The sequence below is a fragment of the Mesorhizobium sp. Arg314 genome (assembly GCF_053714275.1).
In genome coordinates, this window is the sequence record NZ_JBSKBP010000050.1 from 1 (window position 1) to 26,007 (window position 26,007).

23 protein-coding genes and 4 pseudogenes are annotated in these 26,007 nt (G+C 56.2%); 4 read left to right on the forward strand and 23 right to left on the reverse strand.

Translation table 11 applies throughout. The features are described from left to right. Positions 1–246: 246 nt before the first annotated feature. Positions 247–876, reverse strand: coding sequence for an acyltransferase (locus ACWGS9_RS29945; protein WP_454508632.1), 630 nt, complete (start codon positions 874–876; stop codon positions 247–249). Positions 877–1,036: 160 nt separating this feature from the next. Further along, on the reverse strand, positions 1,037–1,423 hold the full coding sequence (locus ACWGS9_RS29950; RefSeq protein WP_454508633.1) for an ectoine synthase: 387 nt from the start codon (positions 1,421–1,423) through the stop codon (positions 1,037–1,039). A gap of 539 nt (positions 1,424–1,962) precedes the next feature. Between ACWGS9_RS29950 and ACWGS9_RS29955 the strand changes: the two are divergent. Further along, positions 1,963–2,049 (forward strand): annotated as a pseudogene (locus ACWGS9_RS29955) (transposase); the annotation flags it as partial. Positions 2,050–2,082: 33 nt separating this feature from the next. Here the strand turns inward: ACWGS9_RS29955 and ACWGS9_RS29960 are convergent. From ACWGS9_RS29960 to ACWGS9_RS29970, 3 genes and pseudogenes are all read right to left on the reverse strand, one after another. Beyond that, positions 2,083–2,286: pseudogene (locus tag ACWGS9_RS29960) on the reverse strand (IS6 family transposase); the annotation flags it as partial. Positions 2,287–2,823: 537 nt separating this feature from the next. After that, positions 2,824–6,006, reverse strand: coding sequence for an alpha/beta fold hydrolase (locus ACWGS9_RS29965; protein WP_454508634.1), 3,183 nt, complete (start codon positions 6,004–6,006; stop codon positions 2,824–2,826). Beyond that, positions 6,003–10,337, reverse strand: coding sequence for a beta-ketoacyl synthase N-terminal-like domain-containing protein (locus ACWGS9_RS29970; RefSeq protein WP_454508635.1), 4,335 nt, complete (start codon positions 10,335–10,337; stop codon positions 6,003–6,005). The genes ACWGS9_RS29965 and ACWGS9_RS29970 overlap by 4 nt, the downstream gene beginning before the upstream one ends. A 438-nt stretch (positions 10,338–10,775) precedes the next feature. On the opposite strand from ACWGS9_RS29970, the pseudogene ACWGS9_RS29975 reads away from it, so the two are divergent. Next, positions 10,776–11,384: pseudogene (locus ACWGS9_RS29975) on the forward strand (IS630 family transposase); the annotation flags it as partial. A 286-nt stretch (positions 11,385–11,670) separates the two neighbouring features. On the opposite strand, the gene ACWGS9_RS29980 reads toward ACWGS9_RS29975, so the two are convergent. Beyond that, positions 11,671–12,714, reverse strand: coding sequence for an IS110 family RNA-guided transposase (locus ACWGS9_RS29980; RefSeq protein WP_454508636.1), 1,044 nt, complete (start codon positions 12,712–12,714; stop codon positions 11,671–11,673). Positions 12,715–12,796: 82 nt separating this feature from the next. On the opposite strand from ACWGS9_RS29980, the pseudogene ACWGS9_RS29985 reads away from it, so the two are divergent. Next, positions 12,797–13,270 (forward strand): annotated as a pseudogene (locus ACWGS9_RS29985) (IS630 family transposase); the annotation flags it as partial. Positions 13,271–13,738: 468 nt separating this feature from the next. Here the strand turns inward: ACWGS9_RS29985 and ACWGS9_RS29990 are convergent. From ACWGS9_RS29990 to ACWGS9_RS30050, 13 genes are all read right to left on the reverse strand, one after another. Then, positions 13,739–13,900 carry a hypothetical protein gene (locus ACWGS9_RS29990; protein WP_454508637.1) on the reverse strand — a complete coding sequence of 54 codons (162 nt, stop codon included), beginning with the start codon at positions 13,898–13,900 and terminating at the stop codon, positions 13,739–13,741. Then, complete coding sequence (locus tag ACWGS9_RS29995) at positions 13,842–14,057, reverse strand: hypothetical protein (RefSeq protein ID WP_454508638.1); 216 nt, start codon at positions 14,055–14,057, stop codon at positions 13,842–13,844. The genes ACWGS9_RS29990 and ACWGS9_RS29995 overlap by 59 nt, the downstream gene beginning before the upstream one ends. Before the next feature lie 108 nt (positions 14,058–14,165). After that, positions 14,166–14,237 carry a hypothetical protein gene (locus ACWGS9_RS30000; protein ID WP_454508655.1) on the reverse strand — a complete coding sequence of 24 codons (72 nt, stop codon included), beginning with the start codon at positions 14,235–14,237 and terminating at the stop codon, positions 14,166–14,168. Continuing rightward, the gene (locus ACWGS9_RS30005; RefSeq protein ID WP_454508639.1) at positions 14,234–14,446 is read right to left on the reverse strand and encodes a thiolase family protein; all 213 of its coding nucleotides are present in this window, start codon (positions 14,444–14,446) and stop codon (positions 14,234–14,236) included. The genes ACWGS9_RS30000 and ACWGS9_RS30005 overlap by 4 nt, the downstream gene beginning before the upstream one ends. Before the next feature lie 17 nt (positions 14,447–14,463). Beyond that, complete coding sequence (locus tag ACWGS9_RS30010) at positions 14,464–14,661, reverse strand: thiolase family protein (RefSeq protein ID WP_454508640.1); 198 nt, start codon at positions 14,659–14,661, stop codon at positions 14,464–14,466. An 89-nt stretch (positions 14,662–14,750) separates the two neighbouring features. Further along, positions 14,751–14,909 (reverse strand): hypothetical protein, encoded by a 159-nt coding sequence (locus tag ACWGS9_RS30015; RefSeq protein ID WP_454508641.1) that lies wholly within the window; start codon positions 14,907–14,909, stop codon positions 14,751–14,753. 71 nt (positions 14,910–14,980) lie between these two features. Continuing rightward, positions 14,981–15,610 (reverse strand): 3-oxoacid CoA-transferase subunit B, encoded by a 630-nt coding sequence (locus ACWGS9_RS30020; protein ID WP_454508642.1) that lies wholly within the window; start codon positions 15,608–15,610, stop codon positions 14,981–14,983. A gap of 19 nt (positions 15,611–15,629) precedes the next feature. Beyond that, entirely contained in the window at positions 15,630–16,328 is a 699-nt protein-coding gene (locus tag ACWGS9_RS30025) for a CoA transferase subunit A (RefSeq protein WP_454508656.1), read from the reverse strand. A gap of 142 nt (positions 16,329–16,470) precedes the next feature. Beyond that, positions 16,471–17,148: an ABC transporter permease subunit gene (locus tag ACWGS9_RS30030; protein WP_454508643.1), complete on the reverse strand. Its 678-nt coding sequence runs from the start codon at positions 17,146–17,148 to the stop codon at positions 16,471–16,473. Beyond that, positions 17,148–17,801 (reverse strand): amino acid ABC transporter permease, encoded by a 654-nt coding sequence (locus ACWGS9_RS30035; protein WP_454508644.1) that lies wholly within the window; start codon positions 17,799–17,801, stop codon positions 17,148–17,150. Before ACWGS9_RS30035 ends, ACWGS9_RS30030 begins: the two co-directional genes overlap by 1 nt. Before the next feature lie 313 nt (positions 17,802–18,114). Further along, positions 18,115–18,915, reverse strand: coding sequence for an amino acid ABC transporter ATP-binding protein (locus ACWGS9_RS30040; RefSeq protein ID WP_454508645.1), 801 nt, complete (start codon positions 18,913–18,915; stop codon positions 18,115–18,117). A 224-nt stretch (positions 18,916–19,139) separates the two neighbouring features. After that, positions 19,140–20,045: a beta-keto acid cleavage family enzyme gene (locus ACWGS9_RS30045; RefSeq protein WP_454508646.1), complete on the reverse strand. Its 906-nt coding sequence runs from the start codon at positions 20,043–20,045 to the stop codon at positions 19,140–19,142. A gap of 913 nt (positions 20,046–20,958) precedes the next feature. Next, positions 20,959–21,210, reverse strand: a complete 252-nt coding sequence (locus ACWGS9_RS30050) for an SDR family NAD(P)-dependent oxidoreductase (RefSeq protein ID WP_454508647.1) — start codon at positions 21,208–21,210, stop codon at positions 20,959–20,961. 59 nt (positions 21,211–21,269) lie between these two features. On the opposite strand from ACWGS9_RS30050, the gene ACWGS9_RS30055 reads away from it, so the two are divergent. Beyond that, positions 21,270–22,133: a LysR family transcriptional regulator gene (locus tag ACWGS9_RS30055; RefSeq protein WP_454508648.1), complete on the forward strand. Its 864-nt coding sequence runs from the start codon at positions 21,270–21,272 to the stop codon at positions 22,131–22,133. Between the two features lie 19 nt (positions 22,134–22,152). Here ACWGS9_RS30055 and ACWGS9_RS30060 read toward each other — a convergent pair whose 3' ends face one another. From ACWGS9_RS30060 to ACWGS9_RS30075, 4 genes are read right to left on the reverse strand one after another with little or no spacing between them, the layout of a single operon-like run. Continuing rightward, positions 22,153–23,370 (reverse strand): FAD-dependent oxidoreductase, encoded by a 1,218-nt coding sequence (locus tag ACWGS9_RS30060; protein WP_454508649.1) that lies wholly within the window; start codon positions 23,368–23,370, stop codon positions 22,153–22,155. An 8-nt stretch (positions 23,371–23,378) separates the two neighbouring features. Next, on the reverse strand, positions 23,379–23,831 hold the full coding sequence (locus ACWGS9_RS30065) for a RidA family protein (protein ID WP_454508650.1): 453 nt from the start codon (positions 23,829–23,831) through the stop codon (positions 23,379–23,381). A gap of 3 nt (positions 23,832–23,834) precedes the next feature. Beyond that, a complete protein-coding gene (locus ACWGS9_RS30070) occupies positions 23,835–24,554 on the reverse strand; it encodes a gamma-glutamyl-gamma-aminobutyrate hydrolase family protein (RefSeq protein ID WP_454508651.1) in 720 nt (239 codons plus the stop codon). Between the two features lie 8 nt (positions 24,555–24,562). Then, positions 24,563–25,720 (reverse strand): M20 family metallopeptidase, encoded by a 1,158-nt coding sequence (locus ACWGS9_RS30075; RefSeq protein WP_454508652.1) that lies wholly within the window; start codon positions 25,718–25,720, stop codon positions 24,563–24,565. Positions 25,721–26,007 lie beyond the last annotated feature (287 nt).

Consider the following 26,007-nt stretch of genomic DNA (forward strand, 5'->3'; position numbering starts at 1 on the left):
GTCGATATCTGCATTTTGCTTGCTTGAACCTGCGGCGGTGACTGACATTTTGTAAAGCTCCTCTTTAGGATTGTGGCAGTCAAGACCTAGGCGTCGGAGGCGCTAGTCCGCGCGCCGAGCGTGATCGCCTCTGGCTGCCTCCTTGCTCGAGGTTCGATCTATGCTGTGCGGCAACCCGATCAGTGGCGGCGAGCGGGTTTTCGGAAAGGTCGTGGGGACTGGGCTGGAGCGGGGCTGGTTCGCGTCCTATGAACATTTGGCTGGCCTGGATAATAGCTGTTGTTCAAGCTCCAAAAGCTTTTTCGATCTTGGCTTCAAGAGCTTTGCTGGGATGCCACAAAACACCCCCCAACTCTTCAGAGGCGTTGTTACTAACGACAAAGCTCCGACCGACGATCCTTCTCCGATATTGCATCCCGGAAGAACTACCGATCCTGATCCAATGATGACATGCCTTCCTAAATACACGGGAGATAATTTGACGCCAAAGAATTCTTCCGGAATGGTTGGGTTCGTTAGATATCCTCCTGCGTAATCGTCCGTTCCGGAAAATATGCGGACGCCCGGGGCTAGGCCGGAAAAATCATCCAGCGTAATCATTCCTTCTCCGTTCAAGTAGCACCCAGATGCTATATGAACATAATCACCAATGGTTACTGATCCGCTCGAGCAATTAAATATTACGTTTCCATCAATTATGACGTTATTACCAATAGATATGTTTTCCAGTCCGGTCATCTTACATGTTTCGGCAATCCGAACGTTCTTTCCAACTGATTTAATGGGACTATCAACCAACTCACTTTCTGATAGATATGATAGTTCTAGTGAGGCACAGATATTAGATTTCTTATGTTGCGTATCATTTATGCTCATTTTCGCTTCCTGCTAGCTATACGAATATGTCATGGCCATTTCCTGCACTACAATTTAATTTATACAGGTGGAACAAGTGTAATACAGCAGAGTTTTTAACAACGCTCGACCCGGCTAGATTCTACGGCGAGTTCACATGACGAAAGTTCGGCGCCTTGAATCAATAGGTCGAACCTGACGCGTCATTGAGGTTGTGGCGCTCGGTGCCTTTGAGTGGAGGGTTAAAAATACTGACGAGAACTAGGTTCCTATCCCGCCCCCCGCGCAAGTAATGCTTGTCATGCTTGTCAAGCACGTAGATATCGCCCTCACGTATAGGAAAGGTATTGCCTTCCATGTCCTCCACTACGCCCTCTCCAGCGATGCAATAGCAGGCTTCGAGGTGGTTGCGGTATTGGATAAGTGAGACCGTATTGGGCCGCACAATCGTGTGACAGACGGTAAATCCCATGCCGTCCTTTTCCGTCAGCAGACGGTGGCTGGTGCCACTGCCCCATTCGACGAAGTGGTCGGTGGCTTCTACATCCTGCAGGCTGCGCACAAACATGGTTGTTCTCCGTATCTAACATTTGAGGATAGTCCGAACAGATCTGGCCCATCCGGTTAGGCTGGCAGCTCCCACATCGGTCGATGAGGCACGTTCAAAAGTCGTGCCAATCTCACGTAGGGCCTGAGAAAAGAGGTCGTCGTGCTGAAACAATGACTTGCCCTGTTGTACCTCAGAGGTAGGGCAACAATGCCTTGTGTAGAGGACTCGACAAACTGAACCGGGCCGGGTTTGCCGGGGGCCTTTTGGTTTAACAGGCTGCTGCAAAAGTCGCGTTGGTGATGATTTGTGATTATGGGAGGGCCGGCCCTCCTCTGAGGCGTTCGGTTATGTTTTGGAACGAGAGGAACGGACCGATATCGATTTTCGTGCTTGAATTGATCTTGAGAAGAACGTGTGGCCGGCTGGATGAGACAGGCGCAGTCGTTCTGCGTCGCCGCCTACGCCGAGACGGTGTTGTGGATTTCGTCGGCAAGCTACCGGTTTGCATCTTGGCTATGGAAGCCTGCTGCGGCGCGCATCATCACCTTGCCGCCTAGCTGGGCCTGACACCGCGGCAGGCAACCACCGGAGGCAAGCCGCGACTGCTCCGCATCTCCAAGCTCGGCAACCGATATCTGCGCGAATCTGATCCATGGCGCGCGTGCGGTGCATTTGCCGGTCACGCTACGCTTGCGCCGATTGAAGCGCTCCAGCAACAAGGGCGAAAAAAGAACGGTCCAGCGGTGGATGGTCGTGTGATCGACCGTAATGCCGCGCTCGGCCATCATCTCCTCAAGATCACGCAGGCTCAGATTGTAGGCAAGGTACCGGCGCACGCAAAGCAGGATCATAGATTGGTCGAACTGACGGCCTTTGAACATTGCACCCTCCGAAATGATCGAAGGATCTCTTGCCAAAAACGTTGCAACAAATCCGTTTTTCGTCTCTCTCAGGAGGAACATCCATCGCAGACGACAAAACGAAGCGCGATTTCCGGGACGCCACGGCGTGTCAGCGGAAGAGGACTACGAGGCCCGATACTTCGCCAAGCAGCACCGGATTACGCCCGAGCAAGTTCGGGAACTGATCGGCGAACACCGGCAACAACCGCAAAACCTTGGAAGGGGAGGCCAGGAAATTGCGCGGGTGACAAACTTTCGGATCTTGGCCAACGATCGACGGCTGCCGGCACGGCGGCGACCCCGGGGAGCAGGATCGCTTCGACAATTCCAAGAGACGCGGACAGCCGGGTCAACCGGATCATCGGCAAATTTTGGATGGACAGCCGAACCACAGCAGCTTGACCGGAAAGTGGATTTCAGATTGTTTTCTGGGACGCGGAACATGGATGCATAGTAACGGAATATCCGTGAAAGGGTGGTCATCGCGCGCCAGTGTCATTTTGGCACCCGCCAGGCTCACTCTGGTCGGGCGGATAAACTTGCGTGAGATACAAAGAGGCGTCCGATCTCATCGACAGCCGGACTGCGAATCATCGAGAAATGGTCACCATTGACACACAGGATCTCAACGTCGGGGTTTTCTCTTACACCGGTACCTGATTGGATTGCGCGTAAGTTCTGCAAGAAGACCTCTTCGGTTATGCCGGTGACGTTGTCCTGCCTAGGTAGAACCAGCGTCACGTGATAGTGGATCGGCGCGTAGATTTGAGCTGAAGCTGCGATGCGGCAATTCTTCTCGAATACCCGCTTCAATTCGCCGATCACGACGCCCTCTGCCGTGGACGAGGGGGAGTCTGGCGCTGTTGGCTTCCACCGGCTCATGTTTAGCAGCTGGTTGAAATCGTCATCGTCCACACGGGCGGTATGAAGCGGCGACAATGATGGCGCCAAAAGGCCATCCACGGCGACAATCCGCTCGATCTTGCGGCCGCGACATCCTACTTCCACGGCCAGGGAATATGCTAGCATAGCTCCGAATGAGTGGCCTACTAGCACCAGCGGACCATTCGGCTGGTGGTGCTCGACTTCATCGGCCATCTGGCGGACAGCCGCTACAATGTCGTCAGAAGTGCCGTCGTTGGGCGCGCCCAGACCGATCACATCGATGCTCGACTTGACTGAGTGGCGCAGTCCGGCCTCTCCCCCAACGTGGCCGAAAATCCCTTCCACGAAAAAGATCTTCGGCCGGGGTTGTTCGGCTGTTTCGGAAGCAGCAAGCGCGGCCGACAGAAAAGGGGATTTCCCACTGCTCATCGCAGCGAACTGGCAATCAATCTCCTGGAGACTGGCGCCGTCAGAAAGCAAGCTCAGTGGTACACGGGTAGCGCTCAATTCTTCGAGTGCCAAGCGAAGCTCGACTAACTGAAAGGAGTCGACACCGTTGTCCGACAAGGAACCGTTTATATCTAGCGATGCCTTATCTACGCCTAGGATCTCCGCCGCCGTCGACAGAACTGGCCTATCCTCAGGTTCGGCTAGTGTATCAAGGCCATGCACTAGGTTGCTAGGGATAAGTCTGACATCCTGCATCGCGCAGATCGGCTTTTGCTTAGCGTCGAGAAGCATGGCGTGGCGTTTGCCATCAACTCGGGCCGAGATAGTTCCAGCATCGGCGGAACTTGCCGCGTCGCGTAGGCTGACCGAACCTATGCTGGCCGTGAGAAAGGGCGTTTCCTGCCCTCGAACAGCAATCTCAAAGTTCGCGGCCTGCAACATCGCATTCAGGGCCGTGGTTAGTCCGGTCAATCCGGTGGCGCCGGAAAGCGAAGAGAGCCGAGCATGAAATGCCTTTTCGGTACGCCAGCTACTTTCAATCCGCTTGTACTGTGGACCATATTCCAGCCCCTGCCGGGCAAATTGTGCATAGAGGGTTTCAGAGGCGACGGTCTTACCGCATTCCCCCATCGCGCAAGGTTCAGCTTCATCAGGCCAACTTGCGATAGGGTCTACCACGGCCAAAGCATTCCGCGTCCAAGTCTCTTCTTTCCCTATCGTCCGAGAATAAAGCGCAACCCTTGGTCGGTCAGCACCTTCTAACTGAATGCCAATCCGACATCTGGTTTCGGCCGTGTTCAGAACGATAGGCGCTTCAAAAACCACATCATTCAACTGATTCTCAGTGGCATGGCCTAGGTTGGAAAGAAAATCGAAAATCATCGCCAGCATTCCAGCTCCGGGGACGACATAGGCGCCGTTCACCCGATGCTCCTGAAACCAATCAGTTTCCGGCGGCGATATGTCGAACACCGTGGTCTTGCGAATGGTACCTTTGCCGAGAGGTGGAAGCGAGGTCGTGTGTTGTTCGACGGCCTGCATGCGAAACGCTGTGCTGGCGATTTCACGCTGGCTGAACCGATAAGTCGGCATCGGGACGAGCAAACCACCCTCGGTGTTGTTAAGCTTATGCCAGGGCACAGCATAGCCCGCCGCAAACAGATCGGCGATTTTCTCGGCAACTGGATTGCCGGGAAGGCCTATCCCCGGTACCACACCGAATTCAACTCGGGCATTGTGCCCAGCCGTGGCGCGAGTAAAGGTGCTCAGCGCCTGTCCGAGGCCGATCTCAAGAAAAATTGGTGCCTCAATTTGATTTAGCACACGCTCCACGGCCCCCATAAAATCAACGCAAGATCGCATTTGCGTAGCCCAGTAGCCTCGCGTGAATGGCTCAACCGTCTGCGAGGAACACGTGGGGAAAATTGGAATCAGCGGAGTCTGGGGTGCGAGAACGGGACCTCTGTCTCGTAGAGCTTGCGACGCTGGCGCCATAATCTCGCTGTGAAAGGCATTTGCGACCTTGAGGCGGTGGTGCCTTAGCCGATTTTCCGCACAATAGTTCTCAAGGACCTCAAATCCAGCCTCTGGACCGGCCACGACTGTCCGATCGGGGCTGTTCTTGCAAGCGATTTCTAGGCCGACCTTGAGCAGTGGAGCCTGCAAGGACCCAGCATCTGCGTCAACCTGGCACATGAAGCCCTTCTCAGGCACCCGTTCCATTGCCACCGCGCGCGCGACAATCAGATCTAATGCCTCCTCCAGAGCAAGCACGCCGGCAGACACTGCGGCAGCGATTTCCCCGACGCTATGCCCAACTACCCCCGCCGGGTGAATTCCACATGACATCCACAAGGCGCTCAGCGATAGTTCGACGGCAAAAACAAGCGCCTGATCATGGATCGTATTTGATCGACCACACACGAAACTATTCTTGCCGGTTTTCGGGAGAAACGCACCAATCTTTTCGGTAAAGACCCTATGGCCCAAACGGGACCGTAAGCCGTCTAGAATTTGGTTGAAACGATCCCGAAACACCTTAATGCTGCTCAGACAGCCTAGGATATCCCAGTTCAGTTGCATTCCCTGGCCCGGAAAAGCCCAGATGAGATTTGACGAACTTTGCCTGTCGGGAAGCCGCATCAGCGGTTCGCCGTAGTGGACATTATAGCTGCCCTCATGTTCATAAATTACGCCTCGGGACGCGCTGAAATGACGGCGCCCACGCGACAAGGTTTCGACCAAATCAGGCTTACTGAAGTTGATGCCAGATAAGAGGAATTCATTTAATGCAGCAGCGTTGGCCTTAAAAGCGGGGACCGACCTCGCGGACACTGGAAGGATAGTGCCGATTGCTTGTGTCATGCCACCGTTTCCCTTGATCTTCCGCCATGTACACCTTGCAGGATGGTGTGGGCATTTGTGCCCCCCATCCCAAACGCGCTTACGCCGCCAACCAGCGGGCTCGAATGATCGAGCGGCACCGGCTGGCTGGTCACCTGGATGTTTTCATCCGGCCGTAGCCGGGGATTTAGTTCGTGGAAATGGCAGGTGCCCGGAAAGACAGCGTGATATAAACTTAGGCAAGACTTGATGAATCCGGCGACCCCGGCCGCTTCGTCGAGATGGCCGATGTTGCCCTTGATGGAGCCAACCAGGCACGGCGCATTCCGTTTGGCTTTCCTCAGACTCAGCCCAATGGAACTCCATTCGATGGCGTCCCCGACCACCGTACCGGTGCCGTGTGCCTCGACAAACCTCAGCGCATCGGGATCCAAGCCGGCATCGCGCAAAGCATAAGTGATTACATCAGCCTGCCCCTGGGGGCTTGGTGCAGCAAAGTTCATCCTGCGGCTGCCGTCATGGTTGACCGCGCTACCGGCGATGTTTGCATAAACTGTGTTGCCGTGCCGGATAGCATCGCTGCTCCTTTTCAGTACAACGAGGCCGCCACCGTTTCCAAACACGGTTCCGTCGGCTGCAGCGTCGAAGGGGCGACAAAGACCTTTCGGGCTGCGGACCGATCCTTCGACATAGTCGTATCCTGTCGGCTGAGGCCAAATCACCGAAATGCCACCGGCGAGTGCGATATCGCATTCATCGTTCAGCAGTGCTCGCCGGGCATAGTGAATTGCCGCCAACGACGTGGCGCAAGCCGCCTGAATCGTGACGCTCGGTCCCGTGAGGCCAAGGCGATAGGAAACCGTGGATGTCAGGTAGTTTCGGTCGTTGCCCAGCCGTTGCTGCAGCGTGTTGTCCTCGCGAAAACAGACATCGGTCCTGCTTTTGCGCAAGGGCTCAAGTTCATTCATTAAATATGTACTGAGCCCGGCACCCGCGAAAAGTCCAATGCGGGTATCGGCCCCGTAGCCGGCATCACCGGAATGTTCAAGCGCTGACCAGCATAATTCGAGAAAAATCCGTATCTGCGGATCTGTCCTGTAGGCTTCAGCCGGAGAGAGCCCAAAGAATTCGTAGTCAAATGAATCCACGTTCTCAAGCCGTCCGAAGCTTGGAACAAAATATCTGGAACCATCTTTCGCCTCCTCTTTGGCTGCGTCGTCGTTGCTTTTCGTGATCAGACAATGCCCGCCCGCCAGATTCTCCCACAGCGCCTCCGTAGTTAAGGCCCCGGGGAAACGACCGGCCATTCCGACGACGCTGACGTAGTCGTTTCGCCCCTCAAATCGCACGGGACGGGGGGCATCGAACTTGACTGGACTCTTGGTTCTCTCAAGGTGAGTCTCCAGCGCGCCGACGGTGGGAAAGCGATAGAAATCGGCTACCGTCAAATCAGGAAAGGTGCCGGCAAGCTCCAGCTCAAGCGACATGAGCTCAAGAGAATCGAAACCGATGTCGCTGAATCGGCTAGAAGCTGTGAACCTCGCGTCGGGCACAAGGTTGCGGATCGCTGCAGCTACCTTCATGTCGTCGGTTGCTGCTCCCTGGTCTAGGACCGACAAGGATGTCTCTCCGACACTTATCTCAGCAGCGCGGCGTTTGAGTGACGGATAATCTATCTTGCCGTTCTTCAGACGTGGCATCTCGGCCAACTTCGACACCCGGCAACGGAACTGACGTCCGAGTTTGACTACGATGTAATCGACCAGATCGTTTGACGGCGGCTCCGGACGTTTAGGTTCGCATGTATAAAAGACTCGAGGCTCTTGTCCAAACGCCGTTGCATGCGGTGCAATTGCAGCAGCATCCAGAATGCCTTCGCGCTGACGAAGAACCAATTCTATCGCCTCCAACGAAATCCGGTTGCCACGCAGTTTGACTATCCGATCGCTGCGTCCCACCAAATGAATATTGCCGTCGTCATCCACAAACCCAACATCCCCCAACACTGTCGGCGCTGAGAACCCTTGCGCGGAGTCGATCGGGAACTGGACCGCCAGGTTGCCAGCCACGCCCGCCGGAAGTGGTTCGTTCCGGCAGCCTAATATAGAAACCTTTGTCCCTGCGATCGGCCGCCCAATATGGGGCCGGTCTGGCCAAGCATCGGGTGTCCCTCCCAGGACATGGGCGGTTATGTCCTGGGTTTCTGACATGCCATAATGGTTGATGAGGGTCGCGCCTGTCTTAGCGAACCAGCGCCGAATATTATCACTGATCTCTAATGTTGCGCCGGCAACAATGACCATTCGCAAATGCTGGCAAGGCAGGTTCTGTTCCAACGCTGCGTTGGCCGCTCCTTCCAGCAGCACCGTTGGGAGGTAGATTCTGTCCAATGCCATTTTGTTCACGAACGACGCGAGCGCGCCTGGACTCGACCTTAAATTCGGCTCCGCGAAGACGAGGGTGCGCCCTCCAGCCAGCGTCGCATAGATTTCGTGATACGCTATATCGTGCACAAGCGACGACAGCTGAGCCATGCGATCTGCCTGGGGTAGACTGTCGAGATGCCATTTCACCAGTTGGTCCAATTGTGCAGCCGGAAACCGGATAACCTTTGGTTCTCCTGTGGATCCTGAAGTCATGACTGCATAGGCATCAAACTTTGGGGATGGGATCCGCTCTCGTGACCCGACCAGAAGGCGAAAACCTGCGACCGGCGTGTCGCAAGGAGCGAACCCCTCCGGCCGATCGAAATCCTGGAACGCCTCCTCTGTCACTAGGATCGCCTCCGCACCTGTCCTTTCCAATTGCTTTAGGTGCAAATGGCTGTCGCTTTCATCCAACCGAAGAAAACACCCGCCTGCCATATTCACCCCGACAAGAGCCGTGATTTCCTTAACCTCGCGCGGACCGGCATAAGCGACCGTCGGATTGCTCCCACCGATCCGTCTCTGAATATGACTGGCCAATTGATCCGCAATGCGGATTAGTGACAGGTAGGAGTAGCTGTCGCGTTGACCTTGTATCGCCTCACGCTCTGGGTTGCCATCAGCTTGCTGGCGCAATGCGTCGAGAAAAAATGGCGTCATAGCTGCGGGAGGTCCGGTGAAGTCAACCCCCTGCTTCGGACGGGCTGCGATGGGCTGTTTTGGTAGCAGGTAGGCTTTCATGCGGCCTGCCAGATAATCGAGCGAACTATGGTTCATCAGGCCATTGGCAGCCTCTAGCCGGCAAATCAACCGTCCGGAAGTATCACGCCAATGATTGGCGACCATCAGGTACGGTGTGGCGGATGGCGCCGGCTCGAAGACTCGTGCGATCGACGGGCTGGAGAAGCCGAAAATCCGACGCCGCACCAAGAGAATATCGAACAGATTGTCAGCCTGGCCCAATTCCGCAAAACCGGGCGAGGCAGCAATCTCCTGGTACGGAACGCGACCGATGCGGGTTGAGAGTTCCACCTGCGCCAGTGCCCATTGCGGCACTTGGCCGAAACTGGTCCCAAAACAGCGGCCTTCAATCAATGGCGGTATCAGTGCCAATCCTGGACCTCCAAAATAGCCGAATTCCGAGCAGCTATCGGGAACGCAATCCTGAGGAATAGCGACGATAGTCTGCTCGTTGTTCAACAGATTTGCAGTTGCGAATTGCAATGCGGCCAAAAGACCCGCTTCAGTTTCGTCATGACCCCAACTCTGCTCATCTGGTGCAATGACAAATTCCCTCAAAGTCGGTTGCGGCGCGCCCAGGTGGAACCTAGCCCGCAGATCGCCCAGATCGTCGATCTCCTCAGCGAGGCGCAACACCGCTTCCCAATCGACTTTCGTTGACGGTTCTGCGAAAGGGACTCCGACTAGGGTGCCGTGGCCGCTCTCGATATTGGTTTGGCCCGAAAGGCCTTGCAAGAATAACAGTAATGATCGATCACCATCACAGATAATGTGATGAAACAAACAAAAAATGTACGTTTTTCCTTCACACTGGACAAGTTGTAATCGCCATGGAAAGCGATTCATTAGTCCAGAAGGCTGTCTTATAAACTCTATATACAGAGTGGAAAGGTTCTTTTCCGATGCGCATGCCCTTTCTGGTAGAATCACCTCTTTAATGAATTCAGATTCTACTTGGCGTAGCCAAACATAACGCCCGCCTCGGCGGACAAGCCTCGTATTTAGGAAGACGTGCTGCGGTACAATAGGCGTCATAGCTTCATGCAGCTGCCGGGTCGACAATCGTGTTGTCATTTCTATTGCGCAGCATATGTTGAGATCGTTGCGCCCCGGATCAAGCGCGTCCAGAAAGCACATCCGCTCCTGCGATGCATTCAACGCAAATTCTGCAACTTCCTGTTTCACCTTGCCGCCTCCAATCACGCTGCACATGACCCGCTGCCTTTCGGCGGGGCAGCTACAATCACCTTGCAAAGAGATCACGCAAAACTGATGCCAGCGTTGATCTGGCGAATGGAAGGCTTTACGCCGTTTTTTTCAGTAACTTAGCGCAAGCACCATGAAAGATTGCGCAAATTGTATTGTGTCGACGATCCGACAAGCCGATAGCACGTGTCGCACACCGCTTGTCCCTGTGCATGGAAGAAATTTTTCACGTAACTGCCGGATCAGCGACAGCCCATCTCCGCACAAGCCACATGGCAGCTTACAATCAAAAACACCCAACAGCCGCCTTGGCTTCGGTCGGGACAACCTATTGAGACTCCACAGCTAGTGGTTTCCGCCTAACATAAGAGTCCGGCTTGGGATTCCCTTTCGCGAGTGCGCATGCGAGTTTGGCGCATGCGCACAGGAATATCCCTCACCGTTTCGCCGATTGATCGCCAGCGCCTGAGCGCGCTGATCAGGGATCGCAACGCGCCGCAAAAGCATGTTTGGCGCGCCGAGATCATTCTGTCGAGCGGCGACGGTGTGGGCACCGTCGAGATCATGCGGCAAACCGGCAAATCCAAGACCTGCGTATGGCGTTGGCAGGAGCGCTTCGCAACGGAAGGCTTCGAAGGACTGTTGCGCGACAAGACGCGACCCTCGCGCATTCCGCCTCTCGGGCCTGAAGTGGCTGAGCGTGTGGTGGCGCTGACGTTGCAGGACCCGCCTGGCGAGACGACGCACTGGACCGCCGACATGATGGCGGCCGCGGCCAGCATCAGCCCGAGTGCGGTGCGTCGTATCTGGAAGGCGCACGGGCTGCAGCCCAACCGCTGGCGCCAGTTCAAGCTCTCCAACGATCCGCAGTTCGTCGATAAACTGCGCGACGTCGTCGGCCTCTATGTCGATCCGCCTGCCCACGCCATCGTGCTGTCGGTCGATGAGAAGAGCCAGATCCAGGCGCTCGACCGCACCCAACCCGGCCTGCCCATGAAGAAGGGTAGGCTCGGCACCATGACCCATATGTGGACGGCCCTCCTCCTCGCAAGGCGTTGAGCTGCGTTTTGATCGGATCGCTTGCGATCATATGTCCGGCCTCTGTTTTGTGCGGTCGCACATGACCGCGGGCCAAGATGGTTTCCGCAACGCGAGTTCCTAACACGACTGCGACCTACAACGGCCAGTGAGTCATCCGGATTATCTTGCGTCGTGGATCGATCGATCACACCACCTGCTCATTCTCTTGCAAGTTCCTACATCAGCTCAACACGGTCGCATCTTCGTCTGCTCCCCGTGTTTGGCTGATCTTCTAAGCCGCGCACGCCGCACCTGGCGGCACAGCATTGGTTCGGTACGCTTCGCCAGTCACCATCATTCTCCATGCGATGCGAGCGATTTTGTTCGCCAACGCCACGGCGACGAGCTTCGGCGGCTTGCGCTTGAGGAGATCGAGGAGCCAGGGCGAGGAATTCCTGCCCCGTCCGTCCCGCACTCGTCGCAGGAGAGCGGTGGCGCCGACCACCAGCGTACTTCTCAAGGCTTCGTCGCCGGCGCGTGTAATCACGCCGAGCCGGACCTTGCCGGCTGTGGAGTGATCTTTCGGGGTCAGGCCGATCCAGGCGGCAAAGTGCCGGCCTGATCGGAAGCCCTCGGGGCTTGGAGTCTTCATCATCAGAAGCGATGCGCCGATCGGACCGACGCCGGGGATTTGCGCCAGACGACGGCTGCATTCATCGGCCCGATGCCAGGCCATCAACTTGGCGTCGACCTCTTCCAGCCGCGCTTGCAATTGAGCATATTCCGCGCCGTGGAGCGCGAACAGCTCACGCGCCAGTTCCGGCAGCGACTTATCGGCTGCGATGCGCTCGAGCAGCGGCTCAATCTTGCATATTCCCTTGGCGGCAGTCAGTCCGAACTCGGCCGCATAACCGCGGATCGAATTGACGAGTTGCGTGCGATTTCGGATCAGTCGGTCGCGCATACCGGGCAGCATCAGCGCCGTCTGGTGGTCGGCTGTCTTCACCGGAACGAAGCGCATCGTCGGCCGGCTCATCGCCTCGCACAGCGCTTCGGCATCAGCCGCATCGTTCTTGCCTCGCTTGACGTATGGCTTGACGAACTGCGGCGGGATTAGCTTCACCTCGTGGCCGAACGACTGCAGGAGCCGCGCCCAATGATGCGATCCGCCGCACGCCTCGATCGCAATCACCGTCGGCGGCGCTTTCTCGAAGAACGCCACCATCTCCTTGCGCCGAAACTTCTTGCGCAGAACCGGGTCTTCAGCCGCATTCACACCATGAAGCTGGAACACGTGCTTTGACGTATCCATGCCAATTCGAATAATCTGTTCCACGGACGGTCTCCTTTGCTTGAGATCTTCAACGACCTCATTCATTCTGGCACATCGATGCCGTGCTGGGGGCCGTCCACACCAACACGACTACAAGCGCAATGGCACGACCACACTGTTTGCTGCTCTCAACGTGCTCGACGGCACTGTTATCGGCAAGAACATGCAGCGGCATCGCCATCTGGAATTCGTCCGCTTTCTCAACGCCATCGACGCCGAGGTGCCGACCGGCAAGGCCGTCCACGTCGTCCTCGACAACTACGCCGCTCACAAGCACCCCAAGGTGCGTGCCTGGCTCGGCCGCCATCAGCGCTTCACCTTCCACTTCACGCCGACCTCATGCTCGTGGCTCAACGCGGTCGAAGGCTTCTTCGCAAAACTGTCGAAGCGTCGCCTCAAACGAGGCGTCTTCCACTCCGTCGTTGACCTCCAGGCGGCAATCAACCGCTTCCTCCAAGAGCACAACCAGCAACCCAAACCCTTCTCTTGGACCGCCGACCCCGACAAAATCATCGCCGCCGTCAAACGCGGGCACCAAGTGTTAGACTCCATCCACTAGAAAACTAAGGGGCGGTCGACGCATGCTGAGCCACTTCACGATGTGTGGCAAACCAAACATCACCGTGGTTCTCCTGGTGGCTAGGCCTGAATTTTGAATGGGCAGAGTACCTCACTTAGTTCTTTGGCTTCGAATCGCTTTACTGTCCTGACATTTCCGAATGGAGGCCGCGACTTCATCACTCCTGCCGCAAGCAATGCACTTCCTTCAATAAGCACAATTTACAGTAGCGTTTCACCGGTCCGAGTGAAAAAACGGCATACGAGAGTAGCTCCCAACCTAGGCGCCCGTCACCCGGCTTCGATCCTGGGTCGATAAGGGCCGCCGTCATGGCCGACCGGAATGAATGTATGGGTTCCAGCAGGTCGATGGTCGCGGGTGCTTGCTCTCGCTCAATTCTAGACTAGCGTCCCGGCTACCGAACGACCGGTCGAGCGGGTACTCGGCGGAGGTCATGACCTTGCCCCCTCAGAGCGCTTCCACGCACATGGCAACGCCCATGCCGCCGCCGATGCACCGCATCGCCAATCCTTTCTTGGTGCATGTCGCTTCATTTCGAAGAGGAGCGTGTTCAGCACGCGGGCGCCGGATGCGCCGACCGGATGGTCGATGGAGCGATTGCGCCGCCATTGACGTGACGATGCCAGGATCCCAGCCGAGGTCCTTGTTGACCGCGCAGGCCTGTGCGGCGAAGGCCTCGCTGGCCCTCGACCAGTTCGACGTCGCCGATGGCCCAGCCGGCTTTTGCCAGCGCCTTGCGCGAAGCCGGGATCGGGCCGGTGGCCATGACCTGCGGATCGACGCCGGCCGTTGCCCAGGAAACGATCCGGGCAAGCGGGTGGATGCCACGCTTGGAAGCCTGCGCCTCTTCATCAGCAGGGTGGCGGCAGCGCCGTCATTGATACCGGAGGCATAGCCCGGCGGTGACCGTGCCTTCCTTGTCGAAGGCCGGGCGCAGCTTCGTCATCTGGTCGAGCGTTGCGTGCCATACCGGATGTATTCGTCCTGGTCGACGGTGACATCGCCATTGCGCCCCTTGACGATGAGGGGAATGATCTCGTCGGCGAAGTGCCCGGCCTTCTTCTGCGTTGTTCTGCGAGGCGAGTGCGAAAGTGTCCTCTGCTCCTCACGGCTGAGCTGCCACTGGCGGGCGACGTTCTCGACGGTGGTGCCCATCTGATAGCCGTAAGGCGTCAGCCAGGCCGTCCTTGATCATCGTGTCGATCATCTTGAAGTCGCCCATCTTCACACCGCCGCGAAAATGGGAGCAATGCGGCGCCATCGACCTCGAATGCCATGCCGCCGGCAATGATGATATCCGCATCACCGGTCGCAATCTGCTGAATGCCGAGCGCCACGGCGCGAAGACCCGAGCCGCAGAGCTGGTTCATGCCCCAAGCGTCTTTAATCGCCGCCTTGATCGCCGCCTACGCGCCGGGTTCTGGCCTTCGCTGGCCTGGAGAACTAACCTGGACAAGTATCACCTCGTCCACCTCATCCACTTCGATGCCCGCCGCTCGAGCACGCCCTTGATGACCGCGGCGCCGATCTCATGTGCCGGCGTGCTGCCGAACGCGCCGTTAAAGGATCCGACTGCAGTACGAGCGGCGCTGGGGATGTCGATCAATAGGGTGCTCATGGTGGTCTCCTCTATGGTCCTTGCGAAGACCGCAGAGGCCGGCCCCAGCGTCTTCTATAATCACCGCCACCTTAGTTGATGATGGTCGCCTCGGTGGCGCTGCGGATCTCGCCGTCGCTGACGCCGCCGGCAAGCTCGACCAGCTTCAGTCCGCCATCAACAACGTCGAGCACACCAAGATTGGTGATGATCCGATCGACGACGCTCTGCCCGGTCAGCGGCAGGGTGCATGCCTTCAGCACCTTGGAGTCACCGGCCTTGTTGGTGTGGTCCATGACAACGACGACACGTTTGACGCCGGCGACCAGGTCCATGGCGCCGCCCATGCCCTTGACTAGCTTGCCGGGGACCATCCAGTTGGCGAGATCGCCATTCTCGGCAACCTCCATCGCTCCCAGGATCGCCATGGCGATCTTGCCGCCGCGGATCATCGCGAAGCTTTGCGCTGAATCGAAGAAGGCTGAGTGCGGCAAGGCCGTCACCGTCTGCTTGCCGGCATTGATGAGGTCGGCATCGATCTCGTCTTCGGTCGGGAACGGACCGATACCGAGCAGGCCGTTCTCCGACTGCAGCGTCACATGAACGCCGTCCGGGATATAGTTGGCCACCAAGGTCGGAATGCCGATGCCGAGATTGACATAGGTGCCGTCTTCAAGCTCGCGGGCAGCACGGGCTGCCATCTCATTCCTTTCCCAGGCCATCTGCTCTCCTCCCCTGCCCTCAGGCTGCCGCGCGCGTGGTGCGCTGTTCGATGCGCTTCTCGTGTTTGCCCTGGATCAGGCGATGCACATAGATCCCCGGCAGGTGGATGTGATCGGGATCGAGGCTGCCGGAGGGCACGATCTCCTCGACTTCCGCCACGCAGACCTTGCCACATGTCGCCGCTGGCGGATTGAAGTTGCGGGCGGTCTTGCGGAAGACAAGATTGCCTGATGTGTCGGCCTTCCAGGCCTTGACGATCGAAAGGTCGGCCACGATGCCGCTCTCGAGCACGTAGCTCTCGCCGTTGAAGGTCTTCACCTCCTTGCCTTCGGCGACTACCGTGCCGACGGCGGTCTTGGTGTAGAAGCCGGCAATGCCCGCGCCGCCGGCGCGCATCCGCTCGGCAAGCGTTCCCTGCGGATTGAACTCCAGCTCCAGCTCGCCGTTCAGATACTGGCGCATGAACTCGGCGTTCTCTCCGACATAAGACGAGATCATCTTCCTGATCTGCTTTGTTTTCAGCAACACGCCGAGGCCGAAATCGTCAACACCGCAATTGTTCGACGCGATCGTCAGGTCTTTGGTGCCGGCCTTGCGGATGGCATCGATCAACAATTCCGGAATTCCACATAGGCCGAAACCACCCGCGGCAATGAACATGTCGTCGAATAAAAGCCCTTCGAGCGCGGTAGTGGGGCTGTTGAATACTTTGTGCACGTCATCACTCCAATCTCGTCTGTCACCAAGAACGTCATCTAGTTGATTCAAAGCGTAGTTTCTCCGTCCGTAGAACAGCTCGGGGTAACCTGCCGCCACCGGCTCGACACTGGTCGCTATGCCGGTCGGTTGGCTGCCCGACTTACATCGCCGCTCTTTTTCTGATGATAGCAAGCCCTAAATCGATGAGACCAACCATGATCAGGTAAAAACCACCGGCTGCGATTAAGGGCGATATATTGTCCGAGTAAATCATCCCGTAGGAATTCGCGTTACTCAAGACGTCGGAGACGGCGATTGCACTTGCGAGCGACGTGGCTTTGAGGGTGGCAACCAACTCGTTCCCAATCGTCATGACGGAATTGCGGAAAGCAATCGGAAGCACCACACGACGAAGGGCCATGCCATCGGTCATTCCCACAGCCATACACGCCTCGATTTGGCCTCGTGTCACTGATTTAATTCCACCTCGGAGAACTTCTGCCAGATACGCCGCGTTGTTAAGGCTAAAACCCAAGACGGCGATAGCAAACGAATACCGGAAAAATACGTCCCAGAGCGGCCCTTGTCGGATGAAGCCAATGTTCGGCAGACCGTAGTACAGAAAATAGAGCAGTGTCAGAAGCGGAATTGCCCGAAATGAGAATGTGAACCCTTCCCCAGTCCATTTCAGAGCGCAATTGTCGCTATTCACGAGTACCGCCACTCCGCCACCCAATATCAGCCCGAAAACCATAGCGAGAGTTGTGAGCGCGATCGTAATAGGGATCCCGCGAGCGATCTGTAGCCACAGTTCCGAATGTAAAAGCAGGTCAAACATTACAGTTGCTTCGCAATCTCAAGTCGGCGTTGAAAGATCGTCAAAATGGCAGCAACGACCAGGTAGACAGCGGCTGCATAAGCGAACGCAGGCAATGGATCGTGCGTCGCACCCGCAACGATCTGCGCACGGCGTGTAAGTTCAGTGACGCCAATGGCGGAAGCGATCGCCGTCAACTTGATTACGACCAGCAGTAAACTTCCCAAACTGGGAGCGGCCAACCTAAGCATCAGCGGGATCGCTATCCGAACATTTACAAGATACCCCGGCATTCCCACCGCCACTGCGGCTTCAAGCAACCCTCGTGGAACGGCCCGGTACGCGTCGGAAAAGATCTGACAAGCATATGATCCAATTTGGATTCCGAGGGCAGTCAACGCTGCCGCAAACGGACTTGGATCTGGGATGCCGACCGAACGAGCGAACCCGATGGAGCCATAGTACGCTAGAAAGATCGTGAGCAGTTCCGGCAGAGCACGGAAGACGCTGATGTAGATCGATATGAGGAACTTGACCAGAGGCGACGAGTGATCACGGATGAGCGCCAGCAGCAGGCCTATCACGGCTGCCGCTGCAAACGAAGAGCCTCCTAGAGCGACCGACGACACGATCCCCTGCAGCAGGTAAGGTAGATAGTCGGACGTCGTATTCACGATGATCGGCCTTTGTTTTATTGTAAAGACACTTGGTCAGTCTGCTCGGCGCGAACGGCTACGTTGCTCGAAATATGTTTTAGGGCGTTGTGAAGCGAAATGAGGCCGCTACTTCTTAGCTCCAGGAGTGGAGCCTGTTCGTTTAATCCGATTGTTTGCCTAACTTCCTGGGCATAGGCTACGACCAACTGTTCATCTGGATCGCACTTTGCTTCCTCCACAAAACCGGCTTTCATTTCATCCACCAAGCTCTGCACGAGCTCTTTGTACACCTGCGGGCCAACTATAGCCCCATTCCTTCGCTCCTTGATCCCTAGTGGCGCATTCGGGCCAGGAAGCGATGAAGCTCTTGGGACTTAGGAGATGCGATGAGACTGCGTGGAGGACCTTCTTCCTCGACCAGGCCTTTCCGAAGGAAGAGCATCTTGTTAGAAACGTCTCTCGCGAATGCGATCTCGTGAGTTACGATCAACATTGTTCTGCCCTCTTTCGCCAAGTCGGTCATGACCGCAAGAACCTCACCGACCAGTTCGGGGTCCAAGGCTGACGTCGGCTCGTCGAAAAGCAGGACGTCCGGGTTCATCGCAAGGGCACGCGCAATTGCTACCCGCTGCTGCTGTCCGCCTGATAATTGAGACGGTCGATAATCTGCTCGATCGGCGAGACCGACGCGGGCGAGAAGATCGAGCGTGCGTGACCGCGCAGCCTTCGGCGATTCTTTCAGAACCCGCACGGGACCTTCAATGACATTTTCAGCAGCTGTCATGTGTGGCCAGAGGTTAAAGGATTGGAAGACCATTCCCACTTCCCGACGCAGCAGTCGCAATTTTTGTTTGCTTGCGCGAGAACGACTTAGGGCATCGGAAGCTTGATGGATCTCACCACGAATGGTAACAGTCCCGCTCGTAGGAATCTCAAGAAAGTTCAAACAGCGAAGAAAAGTGGATTTTCCTGATCCAGACGCACCGATCAAGCTAATAACGTCCCCACGCATCGCTTCCAGGGAAATTCCGCGAAGAACGTTGATATCCGCAAAGCGTTTTTCAATCTTTTCAGCACGCAGGACGAAATCCGTACTAGAATCGGAGAGCTTCGAGTGCGGGTCGATCTGCATTTCGTTCCCCTTTTTCTAAATGACAAGGACCCAGCCCTGTGCACATTTAGGTTATTTGGTCCTGCGGCCAATTGGCAGATGATTTTATCATCTGTGCATAGACCGAGAAGTTAGGTTCTTGAATTGTGTCATTCATAACGCAAATCAATAGAGAATAGCCGGCGCAGCGAATATAGCTACCTGTCGGCGCTGCGCCGGTGACATTTTTCGAAACGGGTTGCTCTCTAAACCCGCGGTCCCTCCAGGCCTAGCTTCTGCCGGGTTTCTGATGCGGACAACACGGATCCGCCCATACCAGATATAAGGCCAACAGCTCGCCCAACCAACGTGTCATTATCGGCAAAGACGCCCTTATCGAGATACAGATTGTCCTCTAGGCCGACGCGAACGTTGCCTCCCTGACCTACAGCGAGCGGAACGAAACGCAGCTCATCACGCCCAATTGCAAATGCACTCCACGTCGATTCCGCTGGGGCCAATTGCTTGAAAGCGTCGAGAACGAAGGGTTCCGCTGGCGCACCACCAGGGATTCCGAGGCAAAATTGGATCAGCGGAGTCCCTTCAAGGAGACCCTCAGCTAACATTTTTTTTACGAAGGCCAGGTGGCCAAGTTCGAATACCTCAAGCTCGGGCTTTATACGGAGCGACCGCATATGCTTCGCCATTGGCCGAAGGTACGTAGCCGGCGCCGTGTAAATGAGGTCGCCATCGCCGAAATTCATGGAGCCGCAATCCAAGGTGCATATCTCAGGCTTCAGTCTCGGCTCGCGGCACAGACGATCTAGATGCCGAAGGCGCTCGATCGGACCGAGCAGATCTGTCCCGGGTCCCCCAAGCTTTGTTTCCGGCGTTTCTGTAAGGACGAGGTCGCCAGCCATGCCGCAGCTCACGTTTATGATCACATCCGCGTCACTATCTCGGATGAGAGATATGATCTCCGCAAAGAGCTCCGGGTCCCTGCTTTGCTGACCTGTTTGGGGGTCACGCGCGTGGAGGTGAACGATTGCAGCACCCGCCTTTGCGGCCGAGATCGCAGCGTCCGCAATTTCCTCGGGAGTGACCGGTATCCGGGGGTGGCGAGAAACAGTGTCTGCACCGCCAGTGACCGCGCAGGTGATGAATGTGCCCAACTTAGATCCTTATATGTTGCAGGCGACGTTGTTCTTCGTCGTGTCCATTAAGGTGAGTTGACAGAACTCCGCCCAGACTCGCTCACCATCGCACCGGATTTCCAAAACTGCGATGCTGTCCTTAGAAAGACTATGACGCTGTGCGAGACCTCAGACAAATTATCGCTTCTCATCAGTCTATTCGTAAAATAAATAAGTCTGTGTCGGACCTGGGATTAAAATATTGCACCGCAAAAAAAGCTTCCGTTCAATGATGAACGGCAGCGAGAGGGCCCTTCCGAGCTGGGGAGCGACGACAATGGAACCGCACTTTTTACCAAGCCGGGAATCGAACTCACGGTCCGACCTGCTGCGATAATTTGCGTTCAGCGGCGGTGCGGATGGTATCGAGCAATGGCGCGGCTTCGCGCCTTTCGAGGTCGAACATAACGCTCATGATCTCAATTGTTGCGTGAAAGTTGCCGCTGGTGCCGTCAATTCATGTTGGAAAGTCAGAGAGTCCGGCCGACCTTATTGATCCGAGTGCAAACTCTCAAGCCGCGAGATCTAACATCTTCGGAATTCGATTACGTGACGTACATCCGCCCATCCAAGATGAGCGCCAGCAAGTTGATCTACGCCGCCTCCCAGGCCGCTGTAGGACTGCGCCCGGTTGATCACCACAATCCCAGGACAGCATTTTTCAACGGATTTGCTAAGCGCTGACGCCACCGTCGACTAGCAACGCTATACCGGTGATCGATCGCGCGGGTTTCACTTCGTAAAAATAGCATAGCCGACGCGACTTCACTCGGATAAACGAGACGCTTGGTCGGCATTTCATTTAGAAAATGCTCTTTGGCCGTTTGATCGATAGACAAACCGAGCCGCGGCTTTTCGCTTCATCTTGCGCAGCTGCGAGCGGTGCATACACCTACCGGGGGCAAATCGCATTGCACTTGATCCCAAGTTCAGCGCCTTCCAGTGCCACTGTTCGAGTAAGCCCGAGAATGCCGTGCTTTGCGGCAACATATGCCGTCTTACCGACTTCGCCGGCGAGAACCAGCGTCGAAGCGGTGTTGACGGTTCGACCCTTCCGTTTCCGTTTCATCGCCGGGAACACGGCCTTGATGGCGTGGAATCCCGAGCCAAGACTAACAGCCAGTAGTGCTATCAGAGGCCGCACTTGAAGATTCCGCGTTTTCTGTTATCGATATATGCAATTTGTGAATAAGTGAGTGGCAGATGGACATCGGACTTTTGCGAACATTTACAGCTGTCGCGGCAGTTGGTAGTTTCTCCGGAGCCGCGCAGCGCCTGAATATGACCCAGTCGACGGTTAGCCAGCAGATCGCTCGGCTTGAAGAACACTTAGGAAAGCAACTGTTGGTTCGCACAACGCGACGCTGTCACCTTACCCATGATGGTGACGAACTCATGGAGCGCGCGAGCCAGGTGGTTGCACTGGTCGATGAGATGGAAAACGCATTCAGGCCTGAATTAAGTAGTGGAACTGTCGTCGTGGGCGTAGTTGACGATTCCTACCTTTTTGCTCCGCTCACGCGAGCGCTCGCAGAGTTTGTTGAACATCGCCCCACAGTAAATATCGAAATAAGAGCAGGAATGTCTGCGGACCTTTTGCGCGAGCTAAAGGCGCGCAATATCGAACTCGCACTGCTGCGGGTCGACCCAGAGGCGGAACGCGCTGGGCTCTTACAGACAAGCAAGCTAGTCTGGATATCTGCAGCCAATTGGCAGGTTCCAGCCAACGGAGTCATTCCGTTGGCTGTCGTCGGCGGCACATGCAACTACCACAAGGTCGCTCTCGATACGCTGAGGCGGGCGAACCTTCAATCACGACGAGTGGTCACCTGCAGCAGTCTGGAAGGCGTGCTGGAAGTCGTCCGAGCTGGTCTTGCGGTTTCCGTGGTTCCGGAGGGGGAATTGCGTAGCGGCATGCAAATCGTGAACGACCACCGCCTCCCACGTCTCCCCCACACGGGTCTCAAAATCAGCTTCAGCGAACAAGAACCATCGTTGGCGGCGAAACAATTGGCACGGGTGATTGAGAATACGCTTCAAAATCGGGTGCCGCTCCGGCGTAAATGATAACCGGCCAGCTCAAAGATCAATAAGCCGAATTTGTCCCGACTAGTTCGCCTAGCTTTTCGGCGGTCGCCATCGACAGCGTCCAGCCGAGCGATCCGTGGCCACAGTTTAGATAGAGGCCTTTGACTTTCGTTGCGCCGACAATCGGCTTGCTGTTCGGCGTGACTGGTCGCAGTCCAGTCCACGGGTGGACCTCCCCGTCGTAATCTCCTGACTTCGGGAAGATGCCCTTGGCGGTGGTGAGAAGGGTGCGGAACCTGTCCGCTCTGAACTTACCATTGACGGGCCCGATGTCTGCAAGTCCGGCAATTCGCAGTCGGTCGCCTATCCTGCAAAAGACCGTCCTTCGGGCCGTGTCGGTGATGCTCGCAACAGGGGCTAAGGTCAGAGCCGGAACAGTAAGCGAATATCCTTGAACGGGCCAGATCGGCAACGAAATTCCGGCGGTCTTCGCGATAGGCGCAGTCCACACCCCTAGAGAGATCACCGCGAGGCTGCATTGAATTTCGTCCGTTTCTGCTGTGACCCCGACGAGCTCGTTCGCACGAGTCTGAATGTGGCGGATTTTCGTGTTAAACAGAAAGCGCACTCCATAATCTCGCTCAAGCAGAACCCGAAGATTTCTGCAAAACAGACGGGAATCGCCGGCTTCGTCGTGCGGCGACCATATCGCTCCCGCGAAAAAATGGCCGTAGTGCACTAGCGCTGGCTCTTTCTCGAGCGCCTGCTCTCGCGTCAATACGACCTGCCCGGCGCCATATTGATTCCTTAGCTTGCTAAGTCCCTTCGCTTTGAGGAGGCTCTCCCTACTGGAGAAGAGTGTGATCTTGCCGGTTTTACTGTAATCGAACTGCAGCTTCTCTGAGAGTTCAGCGATTCCAGATCGGCTTTGCAGCGCTAGCTCCAAAATGTCGGTCGTGTTGCGTTCGAAGGCCTTCTGAGTTGCGTTCCCAAGGAACCTCAGGCCCCATGCGATAAATGCCGGGGAGAGCGTTAGGCGAACCCTGAAAGCCGGGTCAAGTCTGAGAATGTATTTCGGAATGTTCGCCGCGAGCGCGGGAGAGGCCATCGCATCGGTGTAAAAGTAGCTGAGTTGAGCGCCGTTGCCAAAACTTGCGCCCGTTTCTGCAGGCCCTGGAGCGGCGTCAACGACGCAGACCTCGTGTCCTTTTTTTGCCAGTGCGTAGGCGGACGTCATGCCGACGACACCTGCGCCAAGAACTACGATGCGGCTCATCGAAAACCCTAATCCTGAAGACGAGCGATGACTTCGACTAGGACGCCACGCTGCAAAGCAGCAACGCCGATTGCAAATCTGGCGTGGGGGCCACGCTCGCCAAAGACCTCGACAAATAGGTCCACGGCGCCATTCACGACAGCGGGGATGTTGGTAAATTCGGGTGTGCAGGCGACGAAGCCGGACACCTTGACAAGCTCCGACACCGTGGACAGTTTTCCTTCCGTCGCCACGGACGACTGGCTCATGACATTGAGCGCCGGCAATTTTGCCGCTTCATAGGCCGATTCTTGCGAAACCGCATCGCTGACCCGACCCGTGTATTTCACTGCCCCATCCTCCAGGGGCCGTTCACCCGAGACGTAGGCCAAGCCGCGATCCTTGAATCCGAGCAGGTTGCCGGACGGCTTGAAAAGAGCAAGGTTGGGCGAACTGATACTCTGCTCAGGGGTCTGGAGCATTGGTCACTTCTTCCTCTGGGAGTATTCTCGTGCCTTTGCCAGCAAGGCGTCGAAGATGAGTGCGTCGATATCGGCTACGCCATATTCTGGATGCCACTGCACCCCGACAGCAAAGCCGCCGTCTTTCTTCTCAAGTGCCTCCACCACCCCATCCGGAGAGACCGCGAGCACCTGGTAGGCATCCGAGGGGAGAACAGACTGGTGATGAATGCTGTTTACCTCGTGAACCTCACCCCGCAGCATTTGCAGGTGGCGTGAGATACCGCTGATCTCGATACGGTGGTGAGCTATTGTGGCCGATTGAAGGGCCTTATGTTCAAGTGCACCGTCGATTTCTGTAGGAATGTCTTGGACTAACACCCCGCCAAGACACACAGCCAGTAGCTGCATCCCGTTGCAAATGCCGACAACGGGCATTGCGCGCGGTAACGCGCCTTCGATCAAAGCCCGTTCGAAATCTGTTCGAGCGGGCTTCGTCACATAATCCTTGCGCGCAGCTTGGCCATACAGCACCGGGTCGATGTCGAACATGCCGCCGGTAACGAGCAACCCGTCTATGGCATCTAGATAGTCATCCACGTGTTCACGATAAGGGAGGAGGAAAGGGAGACCGCCAGCCTTTGAGATAGCGTCGGCATAATTTTGCCTTGCAACATATTCGGTTTCGGGGGCGGCAAGATCGTTGATATCCGGCGTGATGCCGATACGTGGTAGGTTAGGCATGTTCGACCTTAGGATAACCAAGCGAGCGCGACATCTTCATAAATATCGACTGCTTTGAGCACATTCTCGATAGAAACAGACTCATCGGGCTGCCCGCTTAGACCCAATGCACCGGGACCGATGATCGCAAACGGCACAGACAATCCGTCCAAAAGAACAGTGCCGTCGCTATAATAGGACACTCCTCTGATTTCCGGTGGGAGACCTCGATGACGGCCACAGATTTCAACGCAAAGCTTGACGAATGTATCGTCTGGCTGGCTTTCAACGGCGGGCTTGAAGTCCAAAATACTGATTGACACGTCAGCGGGCGCAAGCGTCGAAACTTTTTCGACGATTTCTTTATGATCCACACCAGGATGCAGCCGAATATCAAAATCGACTGTGCAGTGGTCTGGGGTGAGATTCACTGCTGAGCCGCCCTGAATGCGACCCACTCGAAGAGTTTGCTCATCGAGGAGTGGATGCTGCGAGCCCTTCAGATCCAACGCATAAAGACGAGCTAAAAATTGGTGGATAAGGTCGATCGCGTTCACGCCAGCGGCCCCCGAGACATGACCTAACCTACCTGTGGCGGTCGCTCGCAGCCATAGCGCTGCCTTTTCCACAATCACCACGTCGAGATCGCTGGGCTCGCCGCACAGAAATGCGCCTATCTCCTCCTTTAAGCCCTGTTCTGCGAACCGTCGCGCCCCAAGCAAGTTCGCACTTTCGCCTGCGGTGAACGCAAGAATCACGTCTCCCTTCAGCTTTTGCCGGGATTCCTGGGCCAGTTTGCCAGCCGCCCCAATCATGGCGGCGAGTGCGCTTTTCATATCGGTTGCGCCCCGTCCGTAAAGACGGCCATTTTCGACCTCGCCGGAGAACGGCCACCTCTGCCACGGGACAGTCCCAACGGGGACTGTATCCATATGCGACGAGAAAACCAGGGCAGTCTTCCCCCCCGTCCCGCGGATCCGTCCGAGAACATTTGCTCGGCCTGGCAGAAATTGATCTAAATCGGCTTCAACCCCAAGTGCGAGCAATTCCGTGTGCACTAGTTTAGCGATTTCGATCTCTTTTCCGGGGGGGTCGCAGGTATCAATTGCAACGATTTTCTGAAGAAATCCGATAGGATCAAAATATTGCCTACCTTCGCTGTGCGATCGAGCTCTAACAGTCGCCATTCATATATCCTCTATGTTTTCTGGAAGAGAATGGCGATTTTGTCACTTTTGTTGAAACGCAAAAGCGTAATGAATTGATCGAGGAACTTTATGAATGACAGCTGGCCTAGCTGCCGCATTGATGCACGGCGATCGGCTTTCGGCGGCCTGAAGCGCCTTCTGGTCACCGTCCCGATGCCTTTTTGATGAGCCTCGTCGGGCGCCGGAGTTGTCGCGATGGCAGGTGGGGGTTTGCGGATTGCGGTCGGCAGGTTCGTTTCGGGGCGTGGGCGCCCCATCGTCTATGT

What these genes read in the sequence shown, in the direction of transcription:
- ACWGS9_RS29945 (WP_454508632.1), bottom strand. Translation starts at nt 876, where the DNA reads ATGAGCATAAATGATACGCAACATAAGAAATCTAATATCTGTGCCTCA.
- ACWGS9_RS29950 (WP_454508633.1), bottom strand. Translation starts at nt 1,423, where the DNA reads ATGTTTGTGCGCAGCCTGCAGGATGTAGAAGCCACCGACCACTTCGTC.
- ACWGS9_RS29965 (WP_454508634.1), bottom strand. Translation starts at nt 6,006, where the DNA reads ATGACACAAGCAATCGGCACTATCCTTCCAGTGTCCGCGAGGTCGGTC.
- ACWGS9_RS29990 (WP_454508637.1), bottom strand. Translation starts at nt 13,900, where the DNA reads ATGGCGGCGCAATCGCTCCATCGACCATCCGGTCGGCGCATCCGGCGC.
- ACWGS9_RS29995 (WP_454508638.1), bottom strand. Translation starts at nt 14,057, where the DNA reads ATGGCCACCGGCCCGATCCCGGCTTCGCGCAAGGCGCTGGCAAAAGCC.
- ACWGS9_RS30005 (WP_454508639.1), bottom strand. Translation starts at nt 14,446, where the DNA reads ATGGGCACCACCGTCGAGAACGTCGCCCGCCAGTGGCAGCTCAGCCGT.
- ACWGS9_RS30010 (WP_454508640.1), bottom strand. Translation starts at nt 14,661, where the DNA reads ATGAACCAGCTCTGCGGCTCGGGTCTTCGCGCCGTGGCGCTCGGCATT.
- ACWGS9_RS30015 (WP_454508641.1), bottom strand. Translation starts at nt 14,909, where the DNA reads ATGAGCACCCTATTGATCGACATCCCCAGCGCCGCTCGTACTGCAGTC.
- ACWGS9_RS30020 (WP_454508642.1), bottom strand. Translation starts at nt 15,610, where the DNA reads ATGGCCTGGGAAAGGAATGAGATGGCAGCCCGTGCTGCCCGCGAGCTT.
- ACWGS9_RS30030 (WP_454508643.1), bottom strand. Translation starts at nt 17,148, where the DNA reads ATGTTTGACCTGCTTTTACATTCGGAACTGTGGCTACAGATCGCTCGC.
- ACWGS9_RS30040 (WP_454508645.1), bottom strand. Translation starts at nt 18,915, where the DNA reads ATGCAGATCGACCCGCACTCGAAGCTCTCCGATTCTAGTACGGATTTC.
- ACWGS9_RS30055 (WP_454508648.1), top strand. Translation starts at nt 21,270, where the DNA reads ATGGACATCGGACTTTTGCGAACATTTACAGCTGTCGCGGCAGTTGGT.
- ACWGS9_RS30060 (WP_454508649.1), bottom strand. Translation starts at nt 23,370, where the DNA reads ATGAGCCGCATCGTAGTTCTTGGCGCAGGTGTCGTCGGCATGACGTCC.
- ACWGS9_RS30065 (WP_454508650.1), bottom strand. Translation starts at nt 23,831, where the DNA reads ATGCTCCAGACCCCTGAGCAGAGTATCAGTTCGCCCAACCTTGCTCTT.
- ACWGS9_RS30070 (WP_454508651.1), bottom strand. Translation starts at nt 24,554, where the DNA reads ATGCCTAACCTACCACGTATCGGCATCACGCCGGATATCAACGATCTT.
- ACWGS9_RS30075 (WP_454508652.1), bottom strand. Translation starts at nt 25,720, where the DNA reads ATGGCGACTGTTAGAGCTCGATCGCACAGCGAAGGTAGGCAATATTTT.